Annotated in this window: 9 protein-coding genes; all 9 read right to left on the reverse strand. The window is 74.3% G+C overall.

What is annotated here, in order from left to right:
- Positions 1 to 28: 28 nt before the first annotated feature.
- The 9 genes from ACLF5H_RS15005 to ACLF5H_RS15045 all read right to left on the reverse strand — a co-directional run bounded on the left by ACLF5H_RS15005 (position 29) and on the right by ACLF5H_RS15045 (position 17484).
- Positions 29 to 1054 carry a 3-deoxy-7-phosphoheptulonate synthase gene (locus ACLF5H_RS15005; protein WP_421676571.1) on the reverse strand — a complete coding sequence of 342 codons (1026 nt, stop codon included), beginning with the start codon at positions 1052 to 1054 and terminating at the stop codon, positions 29 to 31.
- On the reverse strand, positions 1054 to 2457 hold the full coding sequence (locus ACLF5H_RS15010) for a DHA2 family efflux MFS transporter permease subunit (protein WP_421676572.1): 1404 nt from the start codon (positions 2455 to 2457) through the stop codon (positions 1054 to 1056). The genes ACLF5H_RS15005 and ACLF5H_RS15010 overlap by 1 nt, the downstream gene beginning before the upstream one ends.
- Positions 2454 to 12440, reverse strand: a complete 9987-nt coding sequence (locus ACLF5H_RS15015) for an amino acid adenylation domain-containing protein (RefSeq protein ID WP_421676573.1) — start codon at positions 12438 to 12440, stop codon at positions 2454 to 2456. Before ACLF5H_RS15015 ends, ACLF5H_RS15010 begins: the two co-directional genes overlap by 4 nt.
- Position 12441: 1 nt before the next feature.
- A complete protein-coding gene (locus tag ACLF5H_RS15020; protein ID WP_421676574.1) occupies positions 12442 to 13227 on the reverse strand; it encodes an ABC transporter ATP-binding protein in 786 nt (261 codons plus the stop codon).
- Positions 13224 to 14219: a FecCD family ABC transporter permease gene (locus tag ACLF5H_RS15025; protein ID WP_233534253.1), complete on the reverse strand. Its 996-nt coding sequence runs from the start codon at positions 14217 to 14219 to the stop codon at positions 13224 to 13226. Before ACLF5H_RS15025 ends, ACLF5H_RS15020 begins: the two co-directional genes overlap by 4 nt.
- The gene (locus tag ACLF5H_RS15030; protein WP_421676575.1) at positions 14216 to 15238 is read right to left on the reverse strand and encodes a FecCD family ABC transporter permease; all 1023 of its coding nucleotides are present in this window, start codon (positions 15236 to 15238) and stop codon (positions 14216 to 14218) included. Before ACLF5H_RS15030 ends, ACLF5H_RS15025 begins: the two co-directional genes overlap by 4 nt.
- Complete coding sequence (locus tag ACLF5H_RS15035; RefSeq protein WP_421676576.1) at positions 15235 to 16233, reverse strand: ABC transporter substrate-binding protein; 999 nt, start codon at positions 16231 to 16233, stop codon at positions 15235 to 15237. The genes ACLF5H_RS15030 and ACLF5H_RS15035 overlap by 4 nt, the downstream gene beginning before the upstream one ends.
- A 160-nt stretch (positions 16234 to 16393) precedes the next feature.
- Positions 16394 to 17248: a siderophore-interacting protein gene (locus ACLF5H_RS15040; protein ID WP_421676577.1), complete on the reverse strand. Its 855-nt coding sequence runs from the start codon at positions 17246 to 17248 to the stop codon at positions 16394 to 16396.
- The gene (locus ACLF5H_RS15045) at positions 17245 to 17484 is read right to left on the reverse strand and encodes a phosphopantetheine-binding protein (protein WP_421676578.1); all 240 of its coding nucleotides are present in this window, start codon (positions 17482 to 17484) and stop codon (positions 17245 to 17247) included. The genes ACLF5H_RS15040 and ACLF5H_RS15045 overlap by 4 nt, the downstream gene beginning before the upstream one ends.
- Positions 17485 to 17508 lie beyond the last annotated feature (24 nt).

The following is a 17508-nucleotide window of genomic DNA, read 5'->3' on the forward strand; positions in this document are numbered from 1 at the left end:
GCTTACCTAATGTGCAAATGAGTGGGGGTCAGGCGTGCTTCCCGCGGCGGCGGTTGGCGGCCCGCGCCAGCAGGTCGAGCAGGGGGAGGGTGCGGGACCAGCCCAGGCAGGCGTCGGTGACGCTGACGTCCCGGCGCAGGACGGTCGCCGCGAGGTCCTGGCGGCCGTCGGAGAGATACGACTCGATCATCACCCCGGCCAGGCCCGGCTCCCCGTCGCCGATCCGCCCGGCGAGGTCGGCGACGACCTCCGGCTGACGGTTGTGGTCCTTGCCGCTGTTGCCGTGCGAGGCGTCCACGACGAGAAGCGGCGTCAGACCGGCCGCCGTCAGCAGCGAGCGGGCGTGCTCGGTGCCGGCGGCACCGTAGTTGGGCACCGGACCGCCCCGCAGCACCAGGTGGGCGTGGGAGTTGCCGATGGTGTGCGTCACGGTGAGCCGGCCGTCCGGTGCCGGCACGGGCAGGGCGTGCGGGTGGGAGGCGACCTGGACGGCGTCGACGGCGGAGCCCAGATCGCCGGACACGCAGTTCTTCATGCCGACCGGCATCGGGAGCCAGGAGGCCAGGTGCCGGTGCGGCTGGCTGGCCACCGTCCGGGCACCGATCGCGGCCCAGGAGACCGTGTCGGCCAGGTAGGGCGCGAGGAGGGGGTCGACGAACTCGTAGGCGAGGGGCAGCCCCAGGGCGGCGGCCTCGGTGAGGAACGCGCGGCCGGTGCGCAGACCGGTCGCCAGATCGCTCTTGCCGTCGAGGGCGGGGTAGTTGAGCAGCCCGGTCCAGCCCAGCGCCGTGCGCGGCTTCTCCAGGTAGGCCCGCAGGACGACGACCAGGTCGTCCGAGAAGCGGCGCGCGGCGGCGGCGAGCAGGCTCGCGTACTCCAGGGCGGCGGCGGGATCGTGGACCGAGCAGGGACCGGCGATCACGAGCAGCCGGGGGTCCCTGCCGTCGAGTACGGCGGCGACGGTGTCGCGGTGCTCTGCGACGGCCCGGGCCGTCGCCGTGGACAGGGGAAGGGCCGTGGTGAGCTCGGCGGGGGCGGGCAGTGTGTGCATCATCAGGCTCTCCTGAGGGCGCGGGTCCGGGGCAGTCTCGTCGTCCCGGCCGCGGCCAGCAGCCCGAGTCCGACGACCCACCAGAAGGTGTCGGCGAACGCCGCGGGGACGTCCTGGTGCCGGGCGCCGAGCCGGTCCTGGAGGACCACGGCGAGGGCCGCGGTCCCCAGCGAACCGCCGACGGTACTGAGGAGGTTGAGCGCTCCGGAGGCGCGGGCGATCTGCTGGGACTCGATCCGGCTGTAGACGATGTTCATCACGGGGGCGCCGATCATGGCCATCCCGAAGCCGCGCACCAGGAGCGCCAGGGCGATCGCGGCGTCGGGCAGTCCGTGGTCGAGCTGGGTGAAGGGGACCGTACCGGCCAGGACCAGGGTGACTCCGGTGATCACCAGGGTCCTCGGGGCCACCTTGTCGATGGTGCGGTTGACCAGCACGGATCCGGCCGCCGCGCCGAGCCCCTGGGGGGCCAGCAGCAGTCCCGTCCCCCAGGCCGACAGTCCGCGCCCGGTCTGGAAGTACAGCGGCAGCAGGAACGTCGTACCGAACACGGACGCGCCGAGGACCAGCAGGGCCAGGGCCGCCGCGCCGAGCGGCGGCCGGGTGAACAGCCGCGGGTCGATCAGCGGGGTGCCCCGGGTGCGCAGGCCGTGCACGACGAAGCCCGCCAGCATGAGCAGGCCCGCGCTCACCCCCACGGTCGCCGCGGGCGTGTTGCCGTGCGCGACCTCGGTCAGGCCGAACACCAGGACGGCGAGGCCGGGTGACAGCAGGACGGCCCCCCGGACATCGAACGCGGCCCGCCGGGACGCCGGTTCCAGCACCGGCACATGACGGCGGGCAAGCAGCACCGCGGCGACGCCGACCGGCAGATTGACCAGGAACAGCCAGGGCCAGGAGGCCGCCCCGAGCAGGGCGCCGCCGACCAGCGGGCCGAGCACCGGTGACAGCAGCGGGACGACCGCGACGACGCTGATCACCCGTCCGGTGCGGGCGGGTCCGGCGATCCGGGCCAGCAGGGCCTGCCCGGTCGGCGGCAGCAGTCCGCCGCCCAGGCCCTGGAGCACCCGGAAGACGATCAGGCTGGTCACGGACCAGGACAGGGCGCACAGGGCCGACCCGCCCAGGAAGATCCCCACGGCGACCAGCCAGACCCGCCGGCCGCCGAGGCGGTCGGCGAGCCAGCCGGAGGCGGGTACGGCGGTGACGACGGCCAGCAGATAGGCGGTGCTGACCCACTGGATCTCGGCCAGCGAGGCATGGAACTCGCTTGCCAGGGTGTCGATGCCGACGCTGACGATCGTGGCGTCGATGGACGCCATGAACGTGCCGAGGACCAGGATGAACGCGATGCGCAGCAGCGGTCCGTCGACCTTCTCGGCCGGTGCGGCGGTCTTCTGCGTCATCGCCGCTCCAGCAGGGTGCGGACGTCACGGTCGAGGTGGTCCGCCAAGTCGCGCAGCAGATCGAGCAGTTCCTCGGCGAGTCCGTCGGCGGCGGCTGCGGACCGGTGGGCGAGCACTCCGGTCCAGGTGTCGCCGTCCGGCATGACGGTCAGGGTCACCGGGTGGTGGGTGGCCTCGCGGAAGCGGCTGTCCGTGAGGGTGAGTCCGGGGGCGGGCTCGCGCAGCCGGTCGCGGTCCACCGGGTAGTTCTCGAACACCACGAGGCTGTCGAAGAGCCTGCGCCGCCCGGTGACGCGTTCCAGGTCGGACATGGCCACATGATGGTGGTCGAGCAGGGCCCGCTGGCGGGTCTGGAGCGCGGTGAGGGCCTCGGCGAGGGTGCCCGTCAGCCGGGCCCGTACCGGCACGGTGTTGGCGAGCAGTCCGACGATCTCCTCGACGCCCGCCAGCTCCGGGGGCCGGCAGGCGACCATGGCCCCGAAGCAGACGTCCTGGTGCCCGGAGCGCCGGGCGAGCAGCACCGCCCACGCGCCCTGCACCAGGGTGCTGCGGGTCAGTCCGCGGCGGGCCGCGAGCCGGGTGAGCCGGTCCACCAGCGGCGCGTCGAAGGTGAACACCTCGGGTTCCTGCCAGGCGGGTCCGAGGTCACCGGCGCCCAGATAGTTCCCCTCGGGCAGCCCCGCCAGCTCACCGGCCCAGACCCCGAGGTCGGGTTCGTGGGCGGCGCGCCAGGCGAGGTAGTCGCCGAACGGCACGGGTGCGGGCAGATCCGCCTCCTCGCCGCGCAGCCGTGCCGTGTAGAGGGCGAACAGCTCGGTGAGGATGCGGGGCGCCGACCAGCCGTCGGAGAGCACATGATGGCTGGTCAGGACCAGGTCGAAGCGTCCGGGTTCATGGCGGATCACGGTCAGCCGGAGCAACGGGCCCGCGCTCAGGTCGAACGGCTCCGCCAGATCGGCGGCGAGCACTTCCTCGGCGGGTCCGTCGCAGACGCGGAAGTCCGGTTCCGGGGACTTCGGGACGAGCGCGAGACCGGCCGGGAACACGGCGCCCAGGTTCGGATGCCGGGCCAGCAGGTCGGCACCGGCGCCGCGCAGCGCGTCGAGGTCCGGTGTCCCGGTGAGGGAGAAGGCCGACTGCACGGTGTAGGGGTCGGGGCGCTCGACGCGCGAGTGCCGCAGCATCACCTCCTGCAACGGCGTCAGCGGCTGCGCCTCGGCGATCGGCCGCCCGGTGTCGAGCGAGCCCAGCTCCGGCGCGGCGGCGACATCGAGCAGCGCGGTCCGCAGCCGCTCGGCCAGCCGCTCGATCTCGGCGGCGGTGAACAGCGCGCCGGGCCAGGTCAGCCGGATCCCGAGCCGGTCCTCGCGGACCAGCGCGTTGACCATCAGCGCGTACGGCAGCGGCATGCCGTCGGTGCCGCCGGAGCCGAGCGGGTCCGCGTCCGGGGGTGCCTGCCAGGCGGTCTCGGTGTCCGGGGCGCCCGTGTAGCGGCCGAGATAGTTCCAGGCGATCTCGGGGGCGACCGGGTCCAGCAGTCCGGCCGTGGTGAGGATGCCGTGCCCCAGGCCGTCGCCCTGGGCGCGCAGCCGTTCGGCGACCGCCTTCGGGTCGTCGTCGGGGTCGAGCAGCACCGGGTGGACGGCGGTGAACCAGCCGACGGTCTGGGAGAGGTCCGCGTCGGCCGGGCGGCCGTGGCTCTCCAGCGCGACCAGCGGTCGCGGGGTGCCGCGCCAGGCGCGTACGGCCCGGGCGAGCGCCGTGAGCAGGGGCGCGTCCGGTGTGCTGCGAAGGGCGGCGGGCAGGGTCGTGGTCAGGGCCCGGGTGGTGTCGGCGTCGAGGTGGATCTCGTGGTGCGCGGCGGTGGCCGCGGTGTCCCGGGCGGGGTCCAGCGGCCGGGCCGCCAGTGCCCCGGTGGCCGTCATCCCTCGCCAGTGCGGCAGTTCGGCGCCCCGGTCGGCCTCGCGCAGGGTGCGCGCCCAGGCCAGGAAGGACACGCCGTGCCGGGCCGGGGTGCCGCCCTCGTACGCGTGGCGCACGTCGTCCAGCAGGATCCGCCAGGAGACGCCGTCCACGAGGAGGTGATGGGCGATCAGGACGAGCCGGCCGGGCCGCGCGGCTCCGGCGTCGAGCCAGATCGCGCGCAGCAGCGGTCCGGTGCGCGGGTCCAGCGCGGCGCGGGTCCCGGCGGTCCACTCGTCGGTCAGGGCGCGCAGGCCCTCGGCGGTGAGGTCAGGCGCCACCGGCACCCGGACCAGCACATCGGCTCCGGTCACCGTGCCGGTCGGCGGGATGCGCAGCGCGTCCGCGACCAGATGGGCGCGCAGCACGTCATGGCGGGCCAGCACCTTGTCGAACACGGTCCGCCAGGCGTGCTCGTCGCCGCCGGGCGGGACGCAGATCTCCGTCCACTGGCAGAAGCCGTCGGCGGCGGTGCCCGCGCGGCGCAGCAGGTCCCGCATGAGGGGGGTCAGCGGGGCGTCGCCGACCGCCGGGGCCCGGTCCTCGGTGAGGGCCCGGGCGCGGGCGGCGATCCCGGCGACCGTGGCTCCCTCGAACACGTCCCGCGCGGTCAGCTGGAGTCCTTGTCGGCGGGCGCGGGAGACCACCTGGAGGGAGACGATGCTGTCCCCGCCGATCGCGAAGAAGTCGTCGTCGGGTCCGATGTCCTCGCTGCCGAGGATGTCCCGGAAGACACCGAGCAGCACCGCCTCGGCGGGAGTGGCGGGTTCGCGTCGGTCGGCCGCCGCGGTGTCGGGGGCGGGCAGGGCCGCGGTGTCGAGCTTTCCGCCGGGGCCCAGCGGCAGCCGGTCGAGCACCACCAGCGCGGTGGGCACCATGTGGTCCGGCAGCCCGGCGGCCAGGTGCTCGCGGAGCCGGGCGGTGTCGCACTCGGCGCCGTCGACCGGGATGACGTAGCCGACGAGCCGTCCCTCGCGCAGGACCACCGCGCAGGCGCGCACCTCGGGGTGGCGGGTCAGCGCGGACTCGATCTCGCCCAGCTCGACCCGGAAGCCGCGGATCTTGATCTGGTGGTCGGCGCGGCCGAGGAACACCAGCTGTCCGTCCGCCCGCCAGCGCACCAGGTCGCCGGTGCGGTACATGCGTTCGCCGGGCGGTCCGAAGGGGTCGGCCACGAACGCGGCGGCGGTCAGCTCGGGGCGGCCGAGGTAGCCGCGCGCCAGGCTCGGTCCGGCGAGGTACAGCTCGCCCGTCACGCCGGTGCCCACGGGGTGCAGACCCCGGTCCAGGACGTAGGCGCGGACGTTGGGGTCGGGGCGGCCGATCGGCAGCGGGCCCGGGTCGGCCGGATCGTACTTCCAGGTGACGGAGTTGATGGTGACCTCGGTGGGGCCGTAGGCGTTGAACAGGGCCCGCCGGCCCTCGCCCCAGCGCCGGGCCAGTTCGGGATCGAGGCGTTCGGCGCCGACGACGAAGAACACCTCGGGGTCGACGGTGCGGTCGTCGGGCATCGCCGCCAGGAACGACGGCAGCAGGTTCACGCCGGTCACCCGGTGCTCGGCGATGTAGTCCAGCAGTTCGTCGCCGGGGACGCGTACCTCCTCGGGGGCGATCACGGAGGTGCCGCCGGACAGCAGCGGCACCATGGTCTGCCAGAACGCCACGTCGAATCCGGTCGAGGCGAAGTGCAGATAGCGGTCGTGCTCGGTGACCTGGACGACGTCCTCCTGGAGGGCGATCAGGTCGGGTACGCCGCGGTGGGTGACGCCGACGCCCTTGGGCCGGCCGGTGGTGCCGGAGGTGTAGATGACGTAGGCGAGCGCGTCCTCGGTGAGGCCGGTGCGGGCCCCGTCCGGGTCGGTGCCGGGCAGCCCTGCGAGGGTGGCCGGGTCGTCGAGGCGCAGCACCGGCAGGTCGCGGGCGGTGGGCAGTTCGGCGCCCGTGGTGACGGCGGCGGCCGGTGCGAGGTCCTCCAGCATGTACGCCAGCCGGTCCCGGGGGTAGCTCGCGTCCATCGGCACGTAGACCGCGCCCGCCTTGGCCACGGCGAACAGGGCCACCGTCATCTCGATGTCCCGGCCGAGGAACACCGCGACCGGGTCCTGCGGGCGCACGCCGCGCCGGATCAGCGCGTGTGCGAGCCGGTTGGCCTCCCGGTCCAGTTCCGCGTAGGTCAGGACGCGGTCGCGGCAGACCAGGGCCTCGGCGTCGGGCTTGCGGCGCACCCAGGAGGCGAACTCTTCCAGCCAGGGACCGCGGGCACGGACCGGACGGGCCCCGGTGCCGGTGCGCAGCATCCGCTGCCGCTCGTCCGCGTCGAGCAGCGGCAGGGCGAGCACGGGCCGTGCGGGATCGGCGACGATCTCGCGCAGCAGGTGGTGCAGTCGGCGGCCGTAGTCGCGCACCGTCGGCTCGTCGAAGGCGCTCGGCTGGTAGCCGAGTCCGATGGTGAGGGTGTCCCCGGGGAGCACGATCACGGTGAGCGCGTAGTGGGTGGCGTCGGTGATGTCCACCGCGGCCAGGTCGAGCCCGGGGGCCAGTGGGGTGCGGTTCCGGTCGGAGAGCGGGAAGTTCTCCATCACCAGCATGGTGCCGAAGAGTTCACCCGCGCCCGCGATCCGCTGGATCCCGGGCAGGCCGACGTGGTGGTGGTCGGCCAGTGCGAGGCTCTCGCCGTGCACCTGTGCCAGCAGCTCCCGGGCCGTCGTGTCCTGGGTGTGCCGCACCCGCACGGGGATGGTGGTGCCGAGCTGGCCGATCATGGCGGCGACGCCGTCCACCTCGGCGGGCCGGCCGGACGCCGGGCAGCCGAACACCACGTCGTCGCGGCCGGTGAGCCTGCCGAGGAGCAGGCCCCACGCGGTCTGGAGCACCGTGGTCAGGGTGACGCCCTGGTCGCGGGCGAAGGCGCGCAGCCGTTCGCTGAAGTCAGGACCCAGGTCCAGCGTGATCCGGCCGGGCCGCTCGACCGGGGTCCCGGCCGTCGCCGGTGCCAGCCGGGTGGCGCCGTCGACGCCGTCGAGTGCCTCGCGCCACGCGGTGAGGGACGCCTCGCGGTCCTGGCCGGCCAGCCAGCGGTAGTACTCGCGGACATCGGCGGCGGGGGGCACCTTCGGGCCGCCGCCCAGTTCGGCGTAGATGCCGAGCAGGGTCCGGCCGACCAGCGGCATGGACCAGCCGTCCAGCAGCGCGTGGTGGTTGGTGATCACCAGTTTGTGCTCGGCGGGGCCGACGCGGGAGAGCAGGAAGCGGATCAGCGGCGGCCCGGACGGATCGAAGGGGCGCGCCAGTTCGGCCTGCGCGGCCCGCTCGAAGTCGTCGTCCTGGCGCCACTCCAGGGTGGCCTCGGCGGGCACCACCTGCACCACCTCGTCGCCGGTCTGCGCCAGGTACACGCGCAACGACGGGTTGCGGCGCAGCAGTTCGCGTGCGGCCAGCGCCAGGCGCTCGGGGTCGAGTTCGCCTTCCAGGGTGGTCACGGCCCGGACGACGTACACATCGGTGTCCGGGTCGTCGCGGACCAGGGTGTGGAAGGACAGTCCGACCTGGAGCGGGGTGGCGGGCCACACGTCCTCGATCGGCCCTGAGCGCTCCAGTGCCCGGATGGTGTCCTGGTCGAGGTCGACCAGCGGGAGATCGGACGGGGTCAGGCCGCCGGTGGTGTGCCGCGCGTGGTCGGCGAGCAGTTCCAGGGCCCGGTCCCACGCCGTGTGCAGGGCGGCCACCGTGTCGGCGCCGATGACTCCGGTCGCGGCGGTCCACTCGACGGCGAGCCGGGGTGTGTCCCCTTCGTGGACGAAGCAGTTGAGGGCGAGCACCTGTTCCAGTGCCTTGGCGCCGGGTTCGAGCACCGAGAAGGCGTCCTTCTCGGGCAGTTGCCATCCGGTTCCGGTCAACGGCGCGAAGCGGCCCAGGTAGTTGAGCAGCACGTCCGGCGGTGGTACGGCGGCCAGTTCGGCGCCCGCCGGGTCGAGGTGGCGGAGCACGCCGTAGCCGAGCCCCCCTCCGGGGGCGCCGCGCTTGGCCTCCTTGGCCGCCCGCAGCACCTCCCCGGGGTCGCCGCCCGCCGGGACCCGCACCGGGTACTCGCTGGTGAACCAGCCGACGGTGCGGGCGAGATCGAGGTGTTCGCGGCCGTGTCCCTCCAGGGTGACGGTCACCGCGTCCCCGTCGGCGCCCCACTCCCGCAGCGCCAGGACGAGGGCCGCGAGCAGGACCTCGTCGACACCGGCGCGATAGGCCGCGGGCAGGGTGGTCAGCAGGGCCTCGGTGACGGCCGGGGAGGCCACGGTGAGGGACCGGTGGGCGGTCGAGACCGTGTCCTTCGTCCGGTCCAGGGGCCGGGGGCCGAGACGGGTCGCGGAGGCGAGGGCGGCGCGCCAGTGGCCGAGTTCGTCCCGGCGGGTTCCGGCGGCGCCCTGTTCGGCGAGGACGGTGGCGTGCCGCCGCCAGGAAGTACCGGCCGACGGCAGGGTGCCGTCCGTGCAGGCCGTGTGCAGATCGGGGATGACGAGCCGCCAGGAGACGCCGTCCATGGCGAGGTGGTGCACCACGAGGACCAGCTCGTCCGGGGTGTCCGGGCCGGTGCGGAGCAGGGCCGCCCGCAGCAGGTCGCCGCGGCGCGGGTCCAGTTCGTCCGCCAGCCGACGGGCGACCGTGGCGGCGTCCGCGCCGTGGACCTCGGTGACGACCGCGGGCACCGCGCCCCGGGGCAGGATCTCCAGGCCGTCCTCGTCGGCCCGCAGCCGCAGCGCGTCATGCCGGTCGAGGATCGCCCGGACCCCCATGTCCAGTTTTTCCAGGGTGAGTTCGGGGACGCGCAGGGCCGTCCACTGGGCGTATCCGGCGACGGTGTCGATGTCCGGGTGGGCGTCGAGCAGCTCGCGCACGATGGGCGGCGCGGTGACGGGTCCGGTCGGCTCGTCGGCCGGTTCGTCGCTCTCCTCGGCGGGTACGGCACCGGCGGCGAGGGAGGCGAAGCTGCGGCGGGCCAGCAGGTCCCGGGGCCGCAGTTCGAGGCCCAGCGCGCGCAGCCTGCCGCTGACCGTGATCGCCGTGATGCTGTCCCCGCCGAGGGTGAAGAAGTCGTCGTCCACACCGACCCGTTCGACCTCGAACACCTCGGCGAGCGCCGCGCACAGCAGGCGTTCCCGCTCGGTGCGGGGCTCCCGGCCGCCGCCCGCGGTGACGGGGGCGGGCAGCGCGGCGCGGTCGAGCTTGCCGTTGGGGGTGAGGGGCAGCGCGTCGAGCACCACCACGGCGGCGGGTACGAGGTGCTCGGGCAGCGACTCGGCCAGCCGGGCGCGCACCGCCTCGGCGGTGGCGGTGGCGGACACGACGTATCCGACCAGCCGGGCGGAGCGTACGGCGGCGGCAGCGGCGGTGACTCCGGGCAGCGCGGCCAGCGCGGCCTCTACCTCGCCGGTCTCCACCCGGTGGCCGCGCACCTTCACCTGGCCGTCGGCGCGGCCCAGGTAGTCCAGTCCGCGGCCCGGGACCCAGCGCGCCAGGTCGCCGGTGCGGTACATCCGCGCCCCGGGCGGCCCGTACGGGTCGGCGACGAACCGCTCGGCACTCGTGCCGGGCATGCCGAGATAGCCCCGGGCCAGGTGCGGGCCCGCCAGGTACAGCTCGCCCACCGCGCCCGGCGGCACCGGGTGCAGGGCGCGGTCCAGGACGTAGGCACGGGTGCCCGCCAGCGGCCGGCCGATGGTGGGGGCGTCTCCGGTGACGGGCGCGGTGGTGCTGTCCACGGTCGCCTCGGTCGGGCCGTACATGTTGCGGGCGGTGACGCCCGAGGCCACGACCCGCTGCCACAGCGCCGGGGGTGTGGCCTCGCCGCCGAGGACGAGCAGGGCCGGGCGCAGGTCCAGCAGTCCCCCGTCGACCAGGGCCGCCGCCATCGACGGCGTGGTGTCGACGACATCGATGCCGTCCCGGGCGTACGCCGTGAGCAGCGCGTCGGCGTCGCGGACCGTCTCGGCGTCGTAGACGTGGAGTTCGTGTCCGCACAGCAGCCATACGAGGTGGTCGAAGGCCGAGTCGAAGGCGAACGAGTAGGTGTGGGCCACGCGCAGCCGCCGGCCCGTGGCGCGTTCCGTCTCGGCGACGACCGTGGCGCGCTGGTGGTGCAGCAGCGCGGCCAGGCCGCCCGCCCGGCCGAGCACGCCCTTGGGGCGTCCGGCGGAGCCTGAGGTGTGGATGACGTAGGCCAGGTGCTCCGGGTGGCGGGGCGCGGCCAGTTCGGCCGGTGCCAGCGGCGCGCCGGACAGGGGCTCGGCCTCGGCGAGCAGGGTGTCCCAGGGGAGGCCGTCGACCGCGCCGGTGGTGACCACCAGGGCCGGGCTGGCGTCCTCGACGAGGGCGCGCAGCCGCTGGGGCGGGTAGGCGGTGTCCAGGGGGAGGAAGGCGGCACCGGCGTCCAGGACCGCGAGCAGGGCGGTGACCAGGTCGGCGGAGCGGGGCAGCGCGAGGGCCACGACATCGTCGGGTCCGATGCCGCGGGCCCGCAGCGCGCGGGCCAACCGGTGTACCCGGCCCGCCAGTTCACCGGCGGAGTGCCGGTCCGTGCCGCAGACGAGGGCGGTGTCCTCGGCGACCGCCGCGGCCATGGCGTCGAGCGCGTCCGGCACGAGGAGCGGTGCGCCGGGCAGGGCCGCGGGGGTCCAGGGGGCCGGGACCTCGCCGTCGGCGCCGCCCATCGGGACGCGGGCGACGGCCCGTCCGTCCAGCAGCCCGTTCAACAGCGCGCGGAATGCGGCCAGTTTGCCGTCGACGCTCTCCTGGTCGTGGTCCCGGGCGTCCACCTCGAAGCCGAGGTGGAGTCCCCCGTCGGGGGTGGGCAGCACCGCCAGGCCCATGTCCTCGGGCGGGCCGCCCGCGACATTGCGCATCAGGCCCGTCGCTCCGGCGAAGTCCAGTGCCAGGTCGAACGCCTTGAGGTTGATCCCGCGGCCGTGCAGCAGCGCGCCCGCGCCGGGCACCCCGAGGTCGCGCGGCAGGTCCTCGCCCCGGTAGCGCTGATGCCTGCGCGTCTCGCGCAGCGTGGCGGCGACTCTGCGGGTCAGCTCGCCGAGGTCGTCCCCGCCGTGCACGTCCACCCGCAGCGGCAGCACATTGACGGCCATCACCGGGGTGCGCAGTTCGGCGGCGGCGGTCCGGCACATCAGCGGCAGCGCGAAGACCACGTCCGTGCGGCCGAGCACGCGGTGCAGGAAGGCGGCGTAGCAGGCGATCAGCGCCTCGCCCCAGGTGGCCTTCTCCCGGTCGGCGAAGTCGCGCAGCCGGGCGGTCAGTTCGGGGGTGAGCCGGGTGCGGGCGCTCAGCGAGCGGCCGGAGGGCGCGGCGGGGGCGCGCACGTCGTCGAGGTCGGGCAGCGGGGTGAAGCGGTCCACCCAGTAGGCGCGGTCGGCCGCCGCCCGTTCGCTCTCCCGGTAGGCGCGGTCGGCGGCGACGACGTCCGCGAGCGTCCCGAAGGTGCCGCGCGGCGGTTCGGTCCCCCGCACCAGGGCGGTGTAGTGGGCGGCGGTGCGGCGGGCCAGCATGGCTCCGCTGTAGCCGTCGAAGACCAGGTGGTGGCCGAGCTGGGTGTACCAGACCTCCCGGTCGGAGAGCCGGATGACGACGGGCGCGTACAGCGGGCGGTCCACCATCTCGCGGCAGGTCTCGGCCGCGCGGGCCCGCTCGGCCTCGACGAGGGCGGCGGCCGCGGCCGCGGGGTCGCTCGCGCCGCCGACGTCGATGATCCGGGGCGGCTCCACCGGGGCGTCGCTCACCCTCTGGCGCGGTCCCTCGGGGGTGTCGTACACCCGCAGGCGCAGGCTCTCGGCCTCCTCGGTGGTCGCCCGGACGGCCTCGGCGAGCGCCCGCGGGTCGATCGGCAGCTCGCCGCCGGATATCTCCACCACGTCCCCGACCACGTAGTACGGCGAGTCCGGTTCCAGCCGTTGCGCGTTCCAGATGCCCGACTGGGCGCCGGTCAGGGGTAGCAGTCGGTCCGCGGGGGCGGGTGGGGTGGTCAACTCACTCTCCTTGCAGTGTGGGGACGACCATCGGGGTGGCGGCCACCGGGTCGGGCACGATGACGCTCGGCAGGTCGAAGACGTCCTTGATCAGCGCGGCGTCCACGATGTCCGCGGGCCTGCCCTCGGCCACCACCCGTCCGTCGCGCATGGCCACCAGGTGGTCGGCGAAGCGGCACGCCTGGTTGATGTCGTGCAGTACGGCGATGACGGTGCGGCCCTGGTCGCGCAACCGGGCCAGCAGGCGCAGCAGTTGGTACTGGTGGGTGATGTCCAGGAAGGACGTCGGTTCGTCGAGCAGCAGGTACGGCGTCTGCTGGGCGAGCGCCATGGCGATCCAGACCCGCTGCCGCTGCCCGCCGGACAGCTCCTGGACGGGCCGGCCGGCCAGTTCGGTGACGCCCGCCGCGGCCATCGCCTCGGTGACGGCCCGCTCGTCGTGCTCGGACCACAGGGACAGCAGCGACTGGTGCGGGAACCGGCCGCGGGCGACCAGTTGACGGACCTTCACGTCGTCCGGGGCCAGCGGGTCCTGGGGCAGGAAGCCGACCTGGCGGGCGAGTTCCTTGGACGGGTACGAGCCGACCTCGCGCCCGTCGAGTTCCACCTGACCCTCGGCGGGGCGCAGCAGCCGGACGAACGCGCGCAGCAGGGTGGACTTCCCGCAGGCGTTGGGGCCCACGATCGCGGTGAACGCGCCGTCGGGGATGTCGAGGCTGAGCCGGGTGGCCACCACCCGGTCGCCGTAGCGCAGGGTGATGTCCCGCGCGGTCAGGCGTGCGCTCATGCGCGCCGCACCTCCTTGGTCAGCAGCCAGATCAGATAGCAGCCCCCGACCGCGGTGCTCACCACGCCGACGGGCAGGGCGACCGGCGCCAGCAGCGCCTGGGCGATCAGGTCGGCGCCCTGGAGCAGGACGGCCCCGGTCAGGGCGGCCGGGAGCAGCGGGATGCCCGCCGAGCCGGCGAGCCTGCGGCCGATCTGCGGGGCGGCCAGCGAGATGAACGCGATCGGTCCGGCCACCGCGGTCACCGTCGCCGTGCAGCCGACGCCGACCAGCACCATGAGCAGCCGCAGCCGGCCGAGCGCGACCCCGGTGGTGACGGCGAGCGGGTCGCCGAGCGCGGTCTGGTGCATGGCACGGGCCTGTACGGCGATGGCCGTCAGCAGTACGGCGATCACCCAGAACGGGATCCACAGGTCCGACCAGTCCACGCCGTTGAGGGAACCGGCGCTCCAGCCGACCGCGGCGATCGCGATGTCCAGGTCGGCGCGGAGCACGATCCAGGAGTTGAGCGCGGTCACCATCGCGTTGACCGCGATGCCGATCACCACGAGCCGCAGCCCGGAGAAGCCCCGGTCGACGGAGAGCAGGTAGACCACGGCCGAGACGAGCAGTCCGCAGACCACCGAGGAGGTGGCCAGCTGGGCCGATGTGCCGGACAGCACGGTCATCGCGAACAGCGCCCCGGTGTAGGAGCCGGCGTCCAGGCCGATCACGTCGGGGCTGCCGAGCGGATTGCGGGTCAGGTTCTGGAAGATGGCTCCCGCCACTCCGAGCGCGGCCCCGAAGACGGCGCCCGCCGCCACCCGGGGCAGCCGCCAGTCGAGGATCACCACGGACCGCTCCCGCCCGGTCAGGGCGGACAGCACCTCCCCGGGGGTGGCCCAGGACGCGCCGTAGCACAGCCCCAGCAGGCCGAGCGCGAGGACCAGGGCGGCCAGCACGACGGCGACCAGCAGCGGGCGGCGCGCCACCCGCGGCGCGTACCCGGTCACAGCGCCCCCGCCCCGTAGCGGCGGACGGTCCAGATCAGCATGGGGCCGCCGAGGAACGCGGTCACGATGGCCACCGGCATCTCCCCGGTGGGCAGCAGCACCCGGGCCGCGGTGTCGGCGGCCAGCAGCAGCACCGGACCGAGCACCATCGAGTACAGCACCAGCCAGGGCGCCGAGCCGCCCGCCGCCCTGCGGGCGAGGTGCGGCACGATGAGGCCGACGAACAGGATGGGGCCCGCCACCGCGGTCGCGGCGCCGCTGAGCACGGTGATGAGCACCAGGGTCACGGCCTGGGTGCGGGCCACCCCGGCGCCCAGGGTCTGGGCCACGTGCTCGCCCAGCGCCAGGGCGTTGAGGGACCGCCCCAGCGCCAGCGCCGCCACCAGGGCGACGCCGATGGCGACGAGCGGCAGGGTCAGCGGTTCCTGTTCGCGTCCGGCGAGGGTGCCGACCGACCAGAACCGGTAGGCGTCGAACAGCTTCGGGTCCATCAGCCGCAGCCCGAGGGCGATGCCGCCCAGTACGGCGGTGAGGGCCACGCCGGTGAGCACCAGGCGCAGGGGCGCGCGCCGTCCCACGGACAGCACCAGCAGGGCGGCCAGCACCGAACCCGCGACGGCGCACAGGAGTTGGCCGCCCTGGCCGCCGGCCAGGCCGAGCGCGGCGCCGACCGTGACCGCGAACCCCGCGCCCGCGGTGACGCCGAGGATGCCGGGTTCGGCGAGCGGGTTGCGGGCGAGCGTCTGGATCAGCGCGCCCGCGACCGCCAGGGCGGCACCGACGGCCGCCGCCAGCAGCGCCCGGGGTGCCCGGACGTCTCGTACGATCACGTCGTCGTTCGTTCCTCGGTAGTCGAACAGGGCCCTGACCACGTCGGCGGGGGGCACGGCGTGGGCGCCGACGGCGATGCTGAGGACGGCGGCCGCGGCCAGCAGGACCAGCCCGCCGATGAGCAGGCCGGTCCTCCTCAGGTCCCGCCCGGGTGACTCCCCCTGGTCGGGGCGGTCCGCGGCGGTCACTTGTCCAGCAGGGGCGCGAACGCCTTGTCGATCGCCTTGAGGGTCTTGAGGGCGTCCCCGTAGGTCGACGCCTCGGTGCAGGCGATCGGGAACGTCATCTTCTTCTTGACCGCGGGCAGGTTCTTCCACAGCTTCGAGTCCAGGACGGACTTGACCGAGTCCGGGACGCTGCCGTCGGCGTTGACCGAGTAGGTGATGGCGTCGGCCTGGCCGAGCGAGTCCGTGATCTGCTCCATGGAGGGGTATTCGCTCACCGACTTGGAGCCGGGTCCGGCCTTCTTGACCTTGCCGTAGTAGTCGGCGCCGATGTCCTGGGCCACGTTGGTGCCCCAGGAGCCGTTGAACTCGCGCTGGAAGGTGCCCTTGGAGGTGTCGCCGTACGCGCCGACGTGGCCGAGCTTCAGCTGGGGCAGCACCTTCTGGTACTTCTTCTTCAGCTTCGCCGCCTCGGCCTCGTACGTCGCCTTGCCGGACTCGTACTTGGTGAGCACGCCCGCCGCGTCCGCCTGCTTGGTGGACACGTCACGCCACTGGGAGGGCAGGGTCGGGCCGATCGCGACGACGGGGGCGATGGACTTGAGCCGCTTCATGTCGATGTCGCCGAGCACGGGCACCGGGACGCCGAGCACGATGAGGTCGGGCTTGGCCTCGGCGATGGCCTCGTAGTTGGTCTCCGACGCCTGTTCGCCCGCGACCTTGGTCAGCTTCTTGTACGTGGCCATTTCCTGGCCGTCCATCATCGGCTCGCCGCGCTGCCAGGAGGAGATGCCGACGAGCGGGGCGCCGGCCTCGATCAGCGTGGGCACGGCGTAGCCGGTGGCCACCACGCGCTCGGGGTGGACCGGGATCGTCACCTTGCCGTTGTCCGCGGTGAACACCCGGGTGTCGTTCTTCTCGGGCTTGCCCGCGGCGTCGTCGTGGGACGATCCGCACGCGCTCAGGGTCAGGGCCAGTGCAAGGGCACCGACGAGACCCGCTGATCTGCGCGTGAACATGTGCGACTCCTTCTGACATGCGAGACCGGTCCGCTCCATCGAGCGGGTGTGCCTCGGTCCATGGCCTTCCGGCGGGCCGCCGGAAGGAATTCGTGGGTGGGACGTGGGTGGGCAGGGGGGTGGGACTGGTGGGACGTACGGGCCGACGGCCGACGGGCCGTCAGTGCTCGTGCTCGTCGTCGAAGTCGGCGATGCCGCGCTTCCAGTAGCCGGTGATCTCGTAGTCGCCCCGGTCCAGGTGCAGTTCGTCGCGGACCCAGCGGCGCAGCGGTTTGATCTGCCCGGCCTCTCCGGCGATCCACGCGTACAGCCGCTCGCCCTCGGCGACGGGCACCGCGGTGACGGCCCGTTCCAGGGCGTCGCCGGTGCCCGCCGGGCGGTCGCCGCGGTGCAGCCAGCGCACCTCGACGGCGGCGGGCGCGGACAGTTCGATCTGCTCCGCCGCGTCCGCGACCTCGATGAACGCCCAGCCCTTGGCGTCCCGGGGCAGTTCCTCCAGCCAGCGTGCGATCGCGGGCAGTGCCGTGATGTCACCGACCAGCAGATAGCGGTCGTAGACGGGCGGGACGATCAGCCCGCCGGGCGGCCCCGCGACATGCAGCACGGCACCCGGGCGCACCCGCTGGGCCCAGTCCGAGGCCAGACCGCCCTCGTGCGGGGCGATGTCGATGTCGATCTCGCCCGCCTCCGGGTCGTAGCGGCGCACGGTGTACTCGCGGGACGTGGGCGCCGGGCGCGGCCACTTCAGCAGGTCGCCGTCGGGTTCCGGGAGCCGCAGCGAGCCGTCGGGCTCGGGGAACAGGAGCTTGACGTGGTCGATGGGCGAGTGCGCCTCGAACCCCTCGGTGCCCGGGCCGCCCAGGGTGACCCGCAGCAGACCGGCGCCGACCGTCGTGGTGCGGACGACCTCGGTGCGGCGGACCCGGATCGGGTAGCGCACCTTCTCGGGGCGGCGCCCGGCCAGGACCTCCTCGATCCGCTCCAGGTGTCCGGGCCCCTGTCCGGTGCGGCTCATGCCTTCTCCCCCGTCAAGAGGGCCTGCCAGTGGGCCAGTTCGGGGCGTTCCGCCAGATCGGGCAGTTCCAGTTCGCCCGCGCCGTCGGCCCGCCAGCGCTCGACGAGGGTCATCAGGCGCACCGAGTCGAGACCGAGGTCGCGCAGGTCGTCGTCGGGGGCTATCTCGGCGGGAGCACAGCCCAGCAGCTCCGCGACGTCCGCGCGGACGCGCTCGGGTGACAGTGCCTCACTCATCGGATCGACTCCTGGGGATATGGG

It is taken from the genome of Streptomyces sp. LaBMicrA B280 (assembly GCF_049222185.1).
Lineage (GTDB): Bacteria > Actinomycetota > Actinomycetes > Streptomycetales > Streptomycetaceae > Streptomyces > Streptomyces murinus.